13 protein-coding genes are annotated in these 16,060 nt (G+C 63.7%); 5 read left to right on the top strand and 8 right to left on the bottom strand.

Annotated elements, in window-relative coordinates; genetic code table 11:
• Positions 1-255 precede the first annotated feature (255 nt).
• Both TSA1_RS34840 and TSA1_RS34835 read right to left on the bottom strand, forming a co-directional pair.
• Complete coding sequence (locus TSA1_RS34840; RefSeq protein ID WP_100180263.1) at positions 256-1,395, bottom strand: cysteine desulfurase family protein; 1,140 nt, start codon at positions 1,393-1,395, stop codon at positions 256-258.
• 51 nt (positions 1,396-1,446) lie between these two features.
• A complete protein-coding gene (locus TSA1_RS34835) occupies positions 1,447-2,640 on the bottom strand; it encodes an acyltransferase family protein (protein WP_100180262.1) in 1,194 nt (397 codons plus the stop codon).
• 191 nt (positions 2,641-2,831) lie between these two features.
• Between TSA1_RS34835 and TSA1_RS34830 the strand changes: the two genes are divergently transcribed.
• Together TSA1_RS34830 and TSA1_RS34825 are read left to right on the top strand one after the other, a co-directional pair.
• Positions 2,832-3,686, top strand: coding sequence for a LytTR family DNA-binding domain-containing protein (locus tag TSA1_RS34830; protein WP_245448491.1), 855 nt, complete (start codon positions 2,832-2,834; stop codon positions 3,684-3,686).
• Between the two features lie 337 nt (positions 3,687-4,023).
• Positions 4,024-4,671: an alpha/beta hydrolase gene (locus tag TSA1_RS34825; RefSeq protein WP_024337874.1), complete on the top strand. Its 648-nt coding sequence runs from the start codon at positions 4,024-4,026 to the stop codon at positions 4,669-4,671.
• A 153-nt stretch (positions 4,672-4,824) separates the two neighbouring features.
• Here the strand turns inward: TSA1_RS34825 and TSA1_RS34820 are convergent, their stop codons facing one another.
• The 3 genes from TSA1_RS34820 to TSA1_RS34810 all read right to left on the bottom strand — a co-directional run bounded on the left by TSA1_RS34820 (position 4,825) and on the right by TSA1_RS34810 (position 6,698).
• On the bottom strand, positions 4,825-5,148 hold the full coding sequence (locus tag TSA1_RS34820; RefSeq protein ID WP_100180260.1) for a DMT family transporter: 324 nt from the start codon (positions 5,146-5,148) through the stop codon (positions 4,825-4,827).
• Between the two features lie 10 nt (positions 5,149-5,158).
• A complete protein-coding gene (locus tag TSA1_RS34815; protein ID WP_100180259.1) occupies positions 5,159-5,836 on the bottom strand; it encodes a glutathione S-transferase family protein in 678 nt (225 codons plus the stop codon).
• A 163-nt stretch (positions 5,837-5,999) separates the two neighbouring features.
• Positions 6,000-6,698: a glycoside hydrolase family 75 protein gene (locus TSA1_RS34810; RefSeq protein WP_100180258.1), complete on the bottom strand. Its 699-nt coding sequence runs from the start codon at positions 6,696-6,698 to the stop codon at positions 6,000-6,002.
• A 124-nt stretch (positions 6,699-6,822) separates the two neighbouring features.
• Between TSA1_RS34810 and TSA1_RS34805 the strand changes: the two genes are divergently transcribed.
• Positions 6,823-7,644 carry a M15 family metallopeptidase gene (locus TSA1_RS34805; protein ID WP_142253291.1) on the top strand — a complete coding sequence of 274 codons (822 nt, stop codon included), beginning with the start codon at positions 6,823-6,825 and terminating at the stop codon, positions 7,642-7,644.
• Between the two features lie 1,063 nt (positions 7,645-8,707).
• Here TSA1_RS34805 and hpnH read toward each other — a convergent pair.
• A complete protein-coding gene (gene hpnH / locus TSA1_RS34800; RefSeq protein WP_100180256.1) occupies positions 8,708-9,868 on the bottom strand; it encodes an adenosyl-hopene transferase HpnH in 1,161 nt (386 codons plus the stop codon).
• A gap of 36 nt (positions 9,869-9,904) precedes the next feature.
• Positions 9,905-10,831 carry a 4-hydroxy-3-methylbut-2-enyl diphosphate reductase gene (gene ispH / locus TSA1_RS34795; protein WP_100180255.1) on the bottom strand — a complete coding sequence of 309 codons (927 nt, stop codon included), beginning with the start codon at positions 10,829-10,831 and terminating at the stop codon, positions 9,905-9,907.
• A 462-nt stretch (positions 10,832-11,293) separates the two neighbouring features.
• Between ispH and hpnN the strand changes: the two genes are divergently transcribed.
• Positions 11,294-13,882, top strand: coding sequence for a hopanoid transporter HpnN (gene hpnN, locus TSA1_RS34790; protein WP_100180254.1), 2,589 nt, complete (start codon positions 11,294-11,296; stop codon positions 13,880-13,882).
• On the opposite strand, the gene TSA1_RS34785 is transcribed toward hpnN, so the two are convergent.
• Positions 13,850-14,482 (bottom strand): DUF2147 domain-containing protein, encoded by a 633-nt coding sequence (locus TSA1_RS34785; RefSeq protein WP_174719208.1) that lies wholly within the window; start codon positions 14,480-14,482, stop codon positions 13,850-13,852. The genes hpnN and TSA1_RS34785 overlap by 33 nt on opposite strands.
• A 141-nt stretch (positions 14,483-14,623) precedes the next feature.
• Between TSA1_RS34785 and hpnO the strand changes: the two genes are divergently transcribed.
• Complete coding sequence (gene hpnO, locus TSA1_RS34780) at positions 14,624-16,015, top strand: aminobacteriohopanetriol synthase HpnO (protein WP_100180252.1); 1,392 nt, start codon at positions 14,624-14,626, stop codon at positions 16,013-16,015.
• The last annotated feature ends 45 nt before the right edge of the window (positions 16,016-16,060 follow it).

Raw genomic sequence — 16,060 nt, 5'->3', positions numbered from 1 at the left:
TCTTCTGCGAGATGAATTTGACGGTCTCTTCCGACAGCCCCTTGGGGGCCTTGTCGGACTCGATCAGGGTCTCAAACCCATAACGATACTGATCGACGTCGATGCGCTTCACGCGCTCGACCGTCTCTTGCACGGCTGGCATTCTATCCTCCGCTCGTGGTTTCAAGGACCACGGTGGATCAAACTCGGACGAGTATTACGATGTTTTTTGGCAGAAAGCACGGGCTTAGAACCGTTCAAGCCGTGTTTCGTCGCTTAATGTCTAAGTAGGGTATTACCGAGCTTTCGCCAAGCCTCTAACGCCCTGTTGATGTCATCCGGTTCCGTGGACCAGCCCAGACTGAGACGCACCGCTCCCTGGGCCACCATCGGGTCAAAGCCCATGGCCGAAAGAACGTGCGACGGCTGGACCTTGCCCGAGGAACAGGCGGAGCCGGAGGAGACGGCAATGCCTTCGAGGTCGAAACCGATTACGGCGGTTTCGGCCTTGAGGCCCGGCGCCGTGAACAAAACGGTATTCGGCAACCGCTTCACCCCCTCTGAGAAGATCGTCGCGCCCGCGATCCCCCGAATGCCATTTTCGAAGTGATTTCTGAGGGTTGCCATCCACTCCACATCTTCCGGCAGAGCCTGAAGCGCAACCCTCACAGCCGCGCCAAAGCCGGCAATGCCGGCGACATTCTCGGTCCCGGCGCGGCGGCTCTGCTCCTGTCCCCCGCCCCGCAACACCGGCTCCAGTCCGGCGATCCCCTCGGCCACGACCAATGCGCCGACGCCTTTGGGGCCGCCGATCTTGTGCGCAGAAAAGGTCGCAAGGTCGGCGCCTACAGCCTTGATGTCGAACGGGATTTTGCCCAGCGCCTGGATCGCATCGACATGCAGCAGGCCGCCGGCCTCGTGAACAATCGTTGCCGCCTCGGCGACCGGTTGGAGCGCGCCGGTCTCATTGTTGGCGGCCATGATCGAAACCAGCGCCGGCGGACCGTCCTTGAGCTGGGCCCTTAGATGCTCGAGGTCGACCACCCCGGAGCGCGTGACCGGGATCAGACCGATCGCGGCGCCCGGGAACCGGCCTCCCGCCAGCACCGAGGCGTGCTCAACCGCCGAAACCAGCAGCCGTTCGACAGGTCGGCCGGACGGCCCCCGCAGCCCCGGCGACAGCGCCAGCGCATTGGCCTCGGTTCCGGCCGAGGTGAAGACGACGTTCCGGGCCACCGCACCGACTGCCAAGGCAACCTCGGCGCGGGCCTCCTCGACCAATCGCCGCGCCTCCCGCCCCTCGGCATGGACCGACGACGGATTGCCGATCAGGTCAAACGCCGCAACCATCGCCGCCCGCGCCTCGGGGCGCAGCGGCGTGGTCGCGTTCCAGTCGAGATAGACACGGGTCGGCATTTTGCCCTCTTAGCACCTTTTGCCGTCCGGCCAATCGGAGGGACGTGCGCATCAGGCCGGCTGATGCTGCTCCATCCTGGCAATCGTCCGCGGCACCGCGCGCAATCCGAACAGCGGCCGCAGCCAGGCGATGCGCCGGACGATTTCATAGGTCGCCACGCAAGTGAGCGCGGTCCCGATGATGACGATGGAGGCCTCGCTCCCGGCCGAAAGACCGCTGTCGCGCAGTTGATGCGCGATCACGATGATCCCTGTCTGATGCACGATGTAGTACGGGAAGATCGCGTCGGTGAGATAGCGACGCACCGGGCTGTCGGCCGTGAAGGTGCGCCGCGCAAAGCCGAGCACGGCGGCGATCGCGAGCCACTGGTAGCAACCATAGGCCGAGGCTGCGAACGACTTCAGCGCAGACGACGGCGCAAATAGACCGGCGCGAACCAGGATGAAGGCAGAGAAGCAGGCGGCCGCAGCCAGCATTGCCATCCAGCGCTGACGTTCGACCTCGCGCCAGATCCCCTCCTGCTTCGCCAGCAGGAAACCGATCAGGAAGGCCGTCGCGTGGTCCGCATGGTTGTACCAGTCGCCGAACAGCGCATGCGTCGATGGGAAAGCCGGAAACAGCACCAGGCGCCAGGCCGCAAACAGCAGGCAGGGCACGATCAGCAGCCGGGGCCCGGCGAGCACGCCAGCCAGCCTCCGGCCAAGCCAGTCGGCGCCGGCAGGCCATATCGCGAGCACGCCGATCAAGGCCATCGTGTAGACCCAGAGATAGACCACGAACCAGAGATGGTTCCAGGTCGGCAGCACGATGCAGGGATTCGGACAGAACTGCGCGCCGAAGGCAAAGTAGTGCCTGGCATAGAAATCCAGAAAGCCCGCGGGATAGCCGAGGCTTTCCACGATCTGGAGATAGGACTGCGGCGGCACGATCACGAGCATGCCGAAGATCAGCGGGATCAGCAGGCGTGCCGACCGCGCACCCGCGAGCGAGGCCGGGGTCGACTTGTCGAGCATGAAGCGGGTTGCGACCCCCGACACCAGGAACAGCAGCGACAGCCGCCAGGGGTTGAGGAACAGCATCACGGGTTCCAGCCAGGTCAGCCGGTGCGCGCTCTTGATGTGAAATCCCCAGGACACGTAGAGCATGCCGACGTGGTAGAAGATCAAGAGTCCGAAGGCTAAAATCCGCACCCAGTCCAGATCGAAACGCCTTTCCGAGCTTTGGAATTGCTGTGGTGTTGTCATGGTTTTCTGCTCCTTGAGGGGACGACGAACGCGGTTTTCGGGCCAGGTTGACAGTGAAAATGGCTGACACCGAAAATGCTCCGCCGGCGGCGCACGTCGAGCCGGTTTGGGATCAGAATCGGACGCGAGGGGACGAGCTGCCTGCGGCTGGGACGAGTCGCGGGCCTTCTGGGATCAGCGGCGGCGACCGGATGATGTTCGCTGCGATTGCGGCCGTCTCGCTCGCGATCGGAATCGTCAACGCGTTCTCGGGCGCTCAGGACGCCGCCTGGCGCGGCGACAGTTACGACATCGGTCGGCGGCTGTTCTGGGAGATGTCGAGCATCGCCGTCATCCTGCTGCTGCTGCCGATCCCAGTGCTGGCGGTCCGCCGCATGCGCCGGATGTCCGGCCTCGCCGCGCGGGTCGGAATCGGGACCATCGCCCTGCTCGGCTTCTCCGCCCTTCACATCGCCGGGATGGTCTGGGTGCGGAAGCTCGCGCTTTGGCTCGCCGGAGGCGCCTACGATTTCCGTTTCTCACTCGCGACGGTCCTTTATGAATTCCGCAAGGACGCCGTGGCCGTTGTCCTGATCGCCGGCACGATCTGGCTGCTCGAAAGCCGGCGTGAGCTGAAGACCGCCGCAGCCGCTCCCGCGGCGCCCGGCCCGCTGCCGCCGTCTCCCGACATGATCTGGCTGCGCGACGGCACCAGCCGCATTCGTGTGGTGCCGCGCGACATCCTCTGGGTCGCGTCCGCCGGCAACTACATCGAATACAGCCTCGCGGACGGCACCCAGCACCTGATCCGGGGTACGCTCGCAGCGGCGGAAAGCGAGCTGGCGCGCTTTTCCATCGTTCGCGTTCACCGGACCAGGCTTGCCAATCTCGACCGGGTGAGCGGCGTGGATCTCAGAGCTTCCGGGGATTTCGAGCTCGCCTTCGACAACGGGCAGACGCTCGGAGGCAGCCGGCGTTACCGGCCGGCGGTCGCCGCGCTCGGAAGCCGAACCGCCCCGGCGGGAATCGCCTCCGCCGATGCGACGTCCGTTCATAAACACTCGTGATTCCAATTGGTTGGTCGGGGCCTCGGCAGAACAGCCGGCTCTCACCGGCGCCCAGCTGTGGCGCGGCAGCCTCCCCATCCCCAGCGTCCGGCCGGACATGACGCCGCGATGACTGGCTAAGCTGTTGAGCCGATTGAGAGATGTCGAAGATGCTTGCTTTTTGACCCTTGCCTCGTGTTAGAAGCGCGCGTCAGTTCACCTGCGCGCCACTCGCGCATCATCCGAGGGCGCGCCTCTCCACCCTTCATCCGTGCTCTCGCCGGCGGCAACGCTGGGTGAGCCTCAATCGGACGATTGCGCAGGGATCACCTCCAAGGGACTCAATCAGAGATCATCCATGCCTGAAGTTATTTTCACCGGCCCTGCCGGCCGCCTCGAGGGTCGCTATCACCCGGCCAAGCAGAAGAACGCGCCGATCGCGATGATCCTGCATCCGCATCCGCAGTTCCACGGCACGATGAATCATCAGATCGTGTACCAGTGCTACTACGCCTTCGCGCATCGCGGTTTTTCGGTGCTGCGCTTCAACTTCCGCGGCGTCGGCCGCAGCCAGGGCTCATTCGACCATGGCACCGGCGAGTTGTCGGACGCGGCAGCCGCGCTCGACTGGGCACAGACCATCAATCCCGAAGCGCGCGCCTGCTGGGTCGCCGGCTTCTCGTTCGGCGCCTGGATCGGCATGCAGCTCTTGATGCGCCGTCCTGAGGTCGAGGGCTTCATCTCGATCGCGCCGCCGGCCAATCTCTACGACTTCTCGTTCCTCGCGCCCTGCCCGTCGTCGGGCCTGATCGTGCATGGCGAGAAGGACGCGGTGGTGCCGCCCAAGGACGTCAACACGCTGGTCGAGAAGCTGAAGACGCAGAAGGGCATCGTGATCGACCAGCAGATCATCCCCGGCGCCAACCACTTCTTCGACGCCAAGCTCGAGCCGCTGATGGAAACCATCACGGCGTATCTGGACATGCGTCTGGCGAACGTTCGCTGAGGCATTGGTCTTGTAGCCCGGATGGAGCGTAGCGAAATCCGGGAAACCTCTCGCTGCAGAGACACCGTCCCGGATTGCGCGGAGCCTGTCATCGGGCGGCGCCTTGCGCCGACCCGTTGGCTCCATCCGGGCTACGGCACTGAATTCGCCCGCTCAAGCCAGCTTCAGCGCCACGATCCCCGTCAAGACGAGCGCGATACCCGCAAGCTTCATCGCGCTCAAGGTCTCGCCGAACAGCACGACGCCCATCACGAAGGTGCCGGCAGCCCCAATGCCGGTCCACACCGAATAGGCGACGCCGACCTCGAGCACCTTCAAGGCGCGCCCGAGCAGGACAACGAAGGCCGCGAGCAGCACGAGCGACGCAATGCTCCAGCCCACGCGCGTGTAGCCTTCCGCGTATTTCATCGAGATCGCCCAGCCGACATCGAGCGCGCCGGCGGCCACCAGAATCAGCCAGGCCATGGATTGCGACATCAGCGTTCGCTCAGGCCGCGAGCTTGAGCAAATGCGCGTCGTGACGCACGAGGAAGGCGCGCAGCAACTGCGGATAGTCCGCGCCGACGGCCGTGCGGACGCTCGGGCGCTTGGCGAGCTCGGCACGCCATGCACGGACCTTTGGCACATCCGTGAAAATGCCGTGCGCGGTCAATTCGTCGAACAGATCGAAGTAACGGAAGATCGGTGCGAACACCGCATCGACCAGGCTGAACGCCTCGCCTGCGAAATACGGGCCCGCGCCGAGCGCCGCTTCCACGCGCGCGAATTTCGCGACGAGCGCCTGGCGCTTGCTCTCGAACGTCGCCGGATCCGTCGTCGTCTCGAGGCCCCAGAGATCACCCAGGATCGCCGAGCCGAACTCCATCCAGGCGCGGTGCTCGGCACGCTTCAAGGCATCCGCCGGGTGCAGCTTTGCGCCGCCTTGCGTCTCCTCGATGTACTCGCAGATCACGTTGCTCTCGAACAGCACGACCTCGCCCTTGTCAGTGGTCACCACCAGCACCGGCACCTTGCCGAGCGGAGAGAGCTTCAGAAACCAGTCGGGCTTGCTCGCGAGATCGATGTCGATCCGCTCGAACGGCACACCCTTCTCCTTCAGCGCGATCACCGCGCGCTGCACGTAGGGACAAAGCTTGTGGCTGATCAGTTTCAGTGAAGCGGTCATGGCTGGGATCCCGACGGTTATATGCAATTGCATCCAATCTAGATGCATCTGCATGTACCTGTCAAGATCGAGTCGCGACCACGTCCCTCACACCTGACGGACGAGCGGTCACCCGCCCTGCTTTTCGGTGACAGTGCCCGCCTGCGCCACCGCGCGTTTGGCCTTACTCCGTCGCAATGCCGGGCGTATTGGCAATCAAATCCATAGCCTGGTCATGAATGTCTTGATTGGTCCGTGGCCACAGTCCCTCACCCGCTTTTCGCGAGTTCGGGAAGATGATGTACTGGATCTTTCCCTTCGGCAATCCGGCGCCGGTCCGGGGGTTCGGACTCTGACCGCCAAGCGCAACGAACAGCGCAATCGATCCTTCCCCCAGTCGCGCCGCACTGCCTCCTCCGGCATCGCCGACAATGAATGTCGAGGTCACGCCAGTTGGCACGTGCGTTGCGAAACCGACATCACCAGCCCTCGCAACATGAGGAAGCCTCTCAAATCCCGTCGGAATGACAACATAAGGAAATCGGGTCGCATCGACATACGTCGCTGGATCAGTCCGAGCCCCGCTCGGCGCCCGCAAAGAAGTCATCGCGACGAAATAGCCCTCGTACTCGCCGCTCGGCTGGATGTACGCGCGGGCTGGATGGTCGGGATCCGGCACGAGAACATCCCGCCACCAGTTGGTGTGTGGATAACCGGCATTTGCCAGCGCATCCAAACCGATATCATCAGGATGGTAGGCGTTTGGCGCGCCATCGGCGTCTACCGCTGCATGATTGGTTTCGTAGGCGTAAGCCAGATTATTCGCTTGCCGCAAAATTCGTGTTCCGCGAAATGTCTCCGCCGGTGCAAAGTCGAGCTTCATTGGCCCCTCCCCCGAATTCGGTCAACGACGCGCAGTGGTGAAGCTTGCGAAAATCTCTTCTCTCTTTACTCTACCCCTGATTGTTAATTATTCAAGATGGTCAAAAATCAAATTGGAGGCCGAGATGGAATACACCTACAGGCTTTCTTACGGCGACGTCGGCGCGGACATTCGTCGCTTGCAGGAATTCCTCACTTCCAAGGGAGCTTCGCTCAGCCCGGACGGTCACTTTGGCCCGAAGACGCGCGATGCGGTGACCGCCTGGCAACATGATCACGGCCTCAATAAGACAGGTGCTGTCGACAAGGTCACCCGTGAATCGCTTGGAATTGGCGGCTTCGTCGTACGTGGGCTGCCTTCAGCCTCGGCGCAAACGGGCACCAACTGGCCGGCAAAGCCGGCATCGCCGCCACAGCCAAGTCCAAAGCTAACCGCGAGCTTGTTCGGCAGCTTCGACTTTGTGCACTCGCCGACCCCGGACAACCCGGAACGCATCGAAATTCGGAACAATTGGGTTGAAGACAACATCGTAACGCTCAAGATCCCTGAACTCGACAACTGTCTCTTCGCCGACGGCAACACTTACACCGTGCAACCCGTCGGGCGCATTCGATGCCACAGGCTGGCTGCACCCAAATTCGCGCAATTGTTCGCCCAATGGCGTGAAGCCGGCCTCATCGACCGCGTCATCACCTGCGCGGGAGCTTTCAGTCCTCGGTTGATCCGGGGTTCGACCACCGCAAGTCGAGCCAATCTGTCGAACCATGCATGGGGTACTGCGCTAGATATCAACGACGAGCAGAACCCTCGCAAACATATTCCGGTTGCGCTTGACGCGCGCGGCTGCGTGCGTGAGTTGGTCGGCATCGCAAACTCGCTCGGATTCTTCTGGGGCGGTCATTTCAAACCCTTCGATGGAATGCACTTCGAGCTCGCCGAACTCTAGGCCGAACACGCAGGACGCCTGGAGACCGGTCCGCAGGGCGCCGCTCCCCGAAGAAGAGGTCGTGTGTCTGCGGCGTGGCGGGCGCCGCGTCCCGTCGGGCAAAACACCCGGAACCCGTCAATCCCTCCCAGTGAAAATATATCGCTTTTCCGAATTTCGGATTTATGGCATACAGCCGCAATCCCGGCCCTGCCAGAGGGGCGCTTCGCGATCGTCACGAGATGCGGGCCGGGGTGCGGTGGACGCGGTAGCGCCGGCGCGGATGTGTGGCGACAGGGCGGGCAACCGTGAGTCTCACGCAGCGTGCATACGACACGGCGCGGTAACAGCGGTTTGGTCGATGGTCCGGGGCGGGCACACGCAAGCCCCGGATGCTGAGGCCAGGCCGTCCGCGGACGGAGAAGTCGTGTGGTCCCGACGCCCGCGGTTCTGGCGTCAAGCCTCGCGGTGATGCGGCGACCCGACCGGGTGCGCGCATCGATCAGCCGCAAGGCGACGGGGGCAATAGTGCAACGCTCCCCGAGGAGAGCACGAAGGACACCGTTAAAACCATCCGCGCAGGGAAGGCCGGGCGACCGGCATCACCTGTAGTCCACCCCGTGTGCGTTTTCATTGCACGCGGACCGCGGGTGCCGCCGGCGCCCGGCCTTCCCTGCGCCCTCTGGTCTTTCAGGGGCGCGAACGAACAGCAAAGCTCGGGCGAAAGAAGCCGCGGGAATGCGAAGTCGCGTCTGCGAGGAAGAGAGCTGATTGAGCGCAGGCCGTGCCCCATACGCTCGCAATGACGGCGAGAGAGAACGGCTCAATCTCCTCTCGTGCCCCGGACGCAGCGCAGCGCCCCGCGATGCGAAGCATCGTCGGGAGCGATGCGCTGCAGAGCCGGGGCCCATGCATCGACACGGCACGTGGCTGCTGGGTCCCGGCTCTGCGCTGCAGCGCTATAGAAGCGCTGCAGCGCGTCCGGGACACGGGCCGCTCGTCTTGCGGCACAACGGCCTACAAAGGAAAAGGCCCGGTCGCGATCGCGGCCGGGCCTTCGTGGTGAGATTTGATCGTGCGCGCTTTACGCCGCGGTCGAAGCCTTCTGCGCGGCCTTCGCGGCAGCGGCTTCGGCCTCGTCCTTGCGGATCTCCGACAGGCGCTTCTGCACTTCCGCCGAGAAGATGTACTGCGCCGGGCGCTGCTTGCTCATGTCGATCTCGGGCGCCATCGGGCCCGTGGTCCTGATGCCGCGCAGCGACACCCACATCGCCTTGAGCGGGTTGTTGAGGGCTGCGGTCGCAGCCGTCGGCTCGTAGCCGCAATGGGCCATGCAGTCGGCGCACTTCTCGTAACGGCCGGTGCCGTAGGAATCCCAGTCGGTGGTCTCCATCAGCTCCTTGAAGGTTTTTGCGTAGCCTTCACCGAGCAGATAGCAGGGCTTCTGCCAGCCGAAGATGTTGCGCGCGGGCATGCCCCAGGGCGTGCACTCGTATTCCTGGTTGCCGGCGAGGAAGTCCAGGAACAGGCCGGAATGCATGAAGTTCCACTTCTTGCCCTTGCCCATCGCGAAGACGTCGCGGAACAGCTTCTTGGTCTTGGTGCGGTTGAGGAAGTGCTCCTGGTCCGGCGCGCGCTCATAGGCGTAGCCGGGCGACATGGAGACGCCGACGCCGAGCTCGACGGTGAGGTCGAGGAATTTTGCGATCTCCTCGGCCGGATGGCCGTCGAAGATGGTGGCGTTGACGTTGACCGTGAAGCCGCGCGCCTTGGCCGCCTTGATCGCGGACACCGCGCGGTCGAACACGCCCTTCTGCGACACGGCCTTGTCGTGGTGGTCACGCAGGCCGTCGAGATGGACGGAGAAGAACAGGTAAGGGGAGGGCTCGAAAAGGTCGAGCTTCTTCTCGAGCAGCAGCGCGTTGGTGCAGAGCGAGACGAACTTCTTGCGCGCGACGAGGCCGCGCACGATCTCGCCGATCTCCTTGTGGATCAGCGGCTCGCCGCCGGGAATCGCGACCATCGGCGCGCCGCACTCGTCGGCCGCGTCCCAGCACTCCTGCGCGGTCATGCGGCGGTTGAGGATCGCGTCCGGATAATCGATCTTGCCGCAGCCGACGCAGGCGAGGTTGCAGCGGAACAGCGGCTCCAGCATCAGCACGAGCGGATAGCGTTTGCGGCCAAGCAGTTTCTGCTTGAGCAAATAGCCGCCGATACGCATTTCCTTGAAGAAGGGGATAGCCATTACAAAGTTTCTTTCTGGGCTTTGAATTCAGGTGGGTCAGCTCGCAGCCAATTGGGCCGGAAGCCGGAATTCGATGTTTTCCTCACGGCCCGGCAGTACCTGGACCTTGACCGGTCCGATCCGCCGCATCGCTTCGATCACGTCATCCACGAGTACCTCAGGCGCCGAAGCGCCGGCCGTAACACCGACCGTCCTCGCACTCTTCAACCACTCCGGATTGAGCTCGCTGCCGTCGGCAATCAAATAACTCGCGACGCCGGCCTCGGTGCCGATTTCGCGAAGCCGGTTCGAATTCGAGCTGTTGGCAGCGCCCACCACCAAGATCACGTCGACCAGCTTGCTCAAGTCCCTTACCGCAGATTGGCGGTTCTGTGTCGCATAGCAGATATCCCGGATATCCGGGCCTTGAATATCTGTAAAGCGGGCCTTGAGGGCAGCGATGATGTCCTTGGTGTCGTCGACCGACAGGGTGGTCTGGGTGATGTAGGCCACTGGCTGATCCGCGGGCAGGCTCAGGGCCTTAACCTCTTGAACGCTTTGGACAAGCAGCACGGGGCCGGGAACCTGGCCCATCGTGCCCTCGACCTCGGGGTGCCCGGCATGGCCGATCAGGATCAGCGTGCGGCCCGTGCCGACGTAGCGCTTCCCCTGATTGTGAACTTTCGTGACCAGGGGGCAGGTGGCATTGAGCACCGGAAGGTCGCGCGCAGCGGCCTCTTCCTCGACGCTGCGGGCGACGCCATGGGCGCTGAACACCGTGACCGCCCTCGGTGGAACCTCGGACAGTTCCTCGACGAAGATGGCACCTTTGGTTTTCAGGCTCTCGACGACGTATTTGTTGTGCACGATCTCGTGGCGCACGTAGACGGGCGGGCCGTACTTCTCCAGCGCCCGTTCCACGATCTCGATCGCACGCACCACGCCCGCGCAGAAGCCGCGCGGTTGCGCCAGATAAACTTCCATGGGACGCCCATCACGCAAGTTGCACCATTCCGCTTTTCAGTCCCCGGCGGCACCCGATACTGACCAATGAGTTGCAATATCCGCACCATTGGTTCGCGAGCGCGGTAGCCACCCACCCCCGTGGGGCTCCGGCGCATGGAGGCGCAATTCTTTGTGTCAAAAAATCGGCAGCAAGGAAAGGTCGAATGAAACCGCCAGGTCCCGACACGATTGATCTTTGGGTATTATAGTAGGGTGGCAGGCGCTAGCAAGATGGGCAACACGGGTGCTCAGTCTTTCGTCACTTTCCCGCCTCAACTCCCCGGCTATACCCGACCGCCCCGCATGATTTTGCCCGGCCTCCCGCCGTTTACTTCGAACCTTGTTCCGGGAGAGCCACCCAAAACAGCAATAGGTTTCGCCCGGGAACTCCGATAAACAGCGGGCGTTTCCGGCAAGCTGTTAACCGCAGAAAGAAAAGAAGTGCTGCAAAGCGTCGTCGTTGCCATCGTCAGGGCCTGCACCCGGTTTGCCTCCCTCGTCGTCGTTCTCGGGCTCCTGCTGGCGGTGGGCGCGGGCTATTACGCGTCCCGGCACTTTGCCATCAACACCGACATCAATTCGCTGATTTCTCAAAACCTTGACTGGCGCAAGCGCGACCAGCAGTTCGACAAGGCGTTCGACCAAAATGAGCTCATTCTTGCCGTGGTCGAAGCACGAACGCCCGAGATGGCGAGCGCAGCGTCGGACGCGCTCTATGCCAAGCTGAAAGGCGACAAGACCAACTTCCAGTCGATGCAGCAGCTCGGCAGCGGCGAGTTCTTCGAAAAGAACGGCCTGTTGTTCCTGCCGACCGAAGAGGTCGGCAAGATCACCGGCCAGTTCGAATCCGCCGCGCCCCTGATCGAGATCATGGCCGGCGATCCCTCGATTCGCGGCCTCACGGGCGCGCTGGAGACCGGACTTGCGGGCGTCAAGCGCGGCCAGGTCAAGCTCGACAGCACCGAGCGGCCCTTCAACCTGATCGCGCAGACGGTCGAGACAGTGCTCAACAAGGGCGATGCGAGCTTCTCCTGGCGCGAACTCGTCAGCGACGAGCCGCTCAAGGATTCGGACAAGCGCGCCTTCATCGAGTTCAAGCCGATCCTCGACTACAACGCGCTCGAGCCCGGCAAGGATGCCACCGACGCGATCCGGAAAGCGGCAGCCGACCTGGACTTCCCGACCAAGTACCAGGCGCGGGTGCGGTTGACCGGCCCGATTCCGATCGCCAACGAGGAATACGCCACCGTCCAGGAAGGTGCCGTCGTCAATGGTGTTGGCACGGTTCTCGTCGTGCTGCTCATCCTGTGGCTCGCGCTGCATTCGTCGAAGATCATCTTCGCCGTGTTCGTCAACCTCTTCGTCGGCCTCGCGCTGACGACCGCGGCCGGCCTGATGATGGTCGGGTCGTTCAATCTGCTGTCGATCGCGTTTGCGGTGCTGTTCGTCGGCCTCGGCGTCGATTTCGGCATCCAGTACAGCGTCCGCTACCGCTCCGAGCGCTTCAAGCACGACGACCTCACGGGCGCGCTGGTGCTGGCGGCCAAGCGCTCGGCGGTGCCGCTGTCGCTGGCGGCAATGGCGACGGCTGCCGGTTTCCTCTGCTTCATGCCGACCGATTACAAAGGCATCGCGGAGCTCGGCCAGATCGCAGGCGTCGGCATGCTGGTGGCGTTCATCTCGTCGATCACCGTTCTGCCGGCCATGCTGAAGCTCTTGAACCCGCCCGGCGAGAAGGAGCCGGTCGGCTATGCCTTCCTGGCGCCGCTCGATCACTTCCTGGAGCAGCACCGCGTGCTGGTCGTGGGCGGCACGCTGCTGCTCGCGCTCGCCGGGCTGCCGCTGCTCTATTTCATGAAGTTCGACTTCAACCCCATGAACCTGCGCAATCCGAAGGCCGAATCGATCGCGACCTTCCTCGACCTGCGCAAGGACCCCAACACCGGCGCCAATGCCATCAACGTGATGGTCACGTCCGAGGAGCAGGCAAGGCAGGTCGAGGCGAAGCTGGAGAAGGTGCCCGAGGTGCTCAGGGTGATGTCGCTCGACAGCTTCGTGCCGCAGGACCAGCCGCCGAAGCTGAAGCTGCTCGCGCAGGGCGCCAAGGTGCTCAATCCCGCGCTCAACCCCGATCAGATCGACGCGGCGCCGTCGGATCAGGAAAACGTCGAGTCGCTGAAATCCTCGGTCGACAATCTGCGCCGCACCGCAGGCGACGCGAAGGGCCCGGGCGCGGTCGCCTCGCGCCGTCTGGCCGACGCGCTCGAAAAGCTCGCCAATGGCGACGAGGCCACGCGCAACAAGGCGCAGGACGTGTTCGTCACGCCGATGAAGATCGTGTTCGACCAGCTCAGGAATGCGATGCAGGCCGAGCCGGTCACCCTGAAGTCATTGCCGCCCGACCTCGTCAGCGCCTGGAAGAGCAAGGACGGCATCATCCGCGTCGAGGCGCTGCCCAAGGGCGATCCCAACGACAACGACACGCTGCGCAAATTTGCGGCTGCGGTGCTCGTCGCCGAGCCAACCGCCATCGGCGGGCCGGTCTCGATCCTGAAATCCGGCGACACCGTGGTGCGGGCATTCATCCACGCCGGCATCTACGCGTTGCTGGTGATCGGCCTGCTGCTGTGGATCACGCTACGCCGCTTCGTCGACGTGCTGATGACGCTGGTGCCGCTCCTGGTTGCGGGCGCGGTGACGCTCGAGATCTGCGTGCTGATCGGCCTGCCGCTCAACTTCGCCAACATCGTCGCGTTTCCGCTGCTGCTCGGCGTCGGCGTCGCCTTCAAGATCTATTATGTCGTGGCCTGGCGCTCCGGCAGGACAAACCTGCTGCAGACCAGCCTGACGCGCGCGATCTTCTTCAGCGCGCTGACGACCGCGACCGCGTTCGGCAGCCTGTGGCTGTCGAGCCATCCCGGCACGTCCAGCATGGGCAAGCTGCTTGCCCTCTCGCTGGTGACGACGCTCGCGGCCGTGCTGCTGTTCCAGCCGGCCCTAATGGGCAAACCCCGCAATCTCAGGGAGTAGACAGATGTCGCCGACCGGGTCGGCGGCGCCCTTCTGACCGGGCTTGGCGGCGGCCGGGGCCGGGGCCTTCGGGGCTGCGGGCGCAGGCGCGGCGGCAACCGTCGTGCCTGTGGCTTTCGGCGCCGCGGCGGTGGGCTTCGGCGCGCCCTTGGCCATGGCGTTGGCGGTGCTCAAGGGGATCGGCGGGCCAACCCGGGTCCAGGTCTCGCCACCGCAGAGGAAGCCCATCACGCAGCCCTTGATTTCGAGCTGATCTGTGCCCGTTGGCGTGATGGTCGCGCTGTAGATCTGGCCGTCCTGGGCGTTGTAGACCTGTCCTTCCCACTGATCGGCACCGGGCTTCTTCTTCATGTCGATCAGTGTCACCATGCCCAGCGTGGGCCTGTTCTTTTTCGAGACATCCGGATTGTTCTCGTCGCGCCCGCCGGGCTTCTTTTCCCAGGCAACGGCGCCCCACATGCTGCCATTGCATTGCGCGACGCGGATGTTGGCGACGCCGTCGGCCACCCGCCAGTCGCCGGTGGGATCGGCGGCAAGCGCCGGCGTCAGGCAGGTGTAACCGCCAGCCAGTATTAGTCCGGTGTAAAGGGCTAAACGCATGATAGTTCCTCGGCAGTGCAACATGGTTTAAAGCTGTGCTTGCGAAGATGGTCCGAAAAAGGGCAAAAGGCCGCACAGACCGTTTTCAGTAACGGTCCCTTTTCAGTTGACGAGACGACCCTCAACCGAAGTATGTAACGGATGCACAGCCCAAATCCAGACATGTCTCAGCTATTCGCGGACCGTCAGGCCCAGCGCAGCACCCTGCATAATCGGTATCTGAACGAGCAGTTCGTTCGGGTCCTCAAGACCATCGGCTACGATGTCGGCTTCCAGAAGGGGCAGGGGCAGTATCTCTACGATCGCGACGGCGCGCGCTATCTCGACCTGTTGTCCGGCTTCGGCGTATTTGCGATCGGCCGCAATCATCCTGTCATGCGCGAGGCGCTCAAGAGCGTGCTCGATGCCGACCTGCCCAATCTCGTCCAGTTCGACGTCTCGGTGCTCGCCGGCGTGCTTGCCGAGCGGCTGCTGAAATACGTGCCCTATCTCGACAAGGCGTTCTTCGCCAATTCCGGCGCCGAATGCGTCGAAGCCGCGATCAAGTTCGCGCGTGGCGCGACGGGGCGTCCCGGCATCGTCTATTGCGCCCACGGCTATCACGGCCTGACCTATGGCGCGCTGTCGCTGACCGGCGATTCGAATTTCCGCACCGGCTTCGAGCCGCTGCTGCCGGGCTGCACCTCGATCCCGTTCAACGATCTGGCCGCGCTGGAAAAGGCGCTGGCCTCGCGCGAGGTCGCGGCCTTCGTGGTCGAGCCGATCCAGGGCAAGGGCGTCAACATGCCCACCGACGAGTTCCTGCCCGGCGCGGCCGCGCTCTGCAAGAAATACGGCACGCTGTTCGTCGCCGACGAGATCCAGACCGGCATGGGCCGCACCGGCCGCTTCCTCGCGGTCGAGCACTGGAACGTCGAGCCCGACATGGTGCTGCTGTCGAAGTCGCTGTCCGGCGGCCACGTGCCGGTCGGCGCGGTGCTGACGCGCAAGGCCATCTTCGACAAGATCTTCAATCAGATGGACCGCGCCGTGGTGCACGGTTCGACCTTCTCGAAGAACGACCTCGCCATGGCCGCGGGCATCGCCACGCTCGACGTCATGGAGTCCGAGAAGCTGATCGAGTCCGCCGCCAAGCGCGGCGCCGAGCTGCGCCTCGCGCTGACGCGCATGGTGCCCGGCTACGAGCTGCTCAAGGAAGTCCGCGGCAAGGGCCTGATGATCGGCATCGAGTTCGGCCCGCCGAAATCGCTGCGCCTGCGCGCCTCCTGGAACGTGCTGGAGACCGCCAACAAGGGCCTGTTCTGCCAGCTCATCACCGTGCCGCTGTTCAAGGATCACAAGATCCTGACGCAGGTCGCCGGCCACGGCAGCCACACCATCAAGCTGCTGCCGCCGCTCACCATCACGGAAGAAGACTGCACCTGGATCGAGAAGGCGTTCGACGACGTCATCGCCGGCAGCCACAAGGTCCCGGGCGCGATCTGGTCGCTCGGCAAGACGCTGGTGGACAACGCGGTGAGAAGGTCGGCGTAAACAATGCCGCAGCCCGGATGAAGCACAGCAAAATCCAGGCTTCCA

Origin of the sequence: Bradyrhizobium nitroreducens (assembly GCF_002776695.1) — a bacterium.
In the GTDB taxonomy this organism is placed as follows: Bacteria; Pseudomonadota; Alphaproteobacteria; order Rhizobiales; family Xanthobacteraceae; genus Bradyrhizobium; species Bradyrhizobium nitroreducens.
This window is presented reverse-complemented; position numbering and strand designations above follow the sequence as displayed.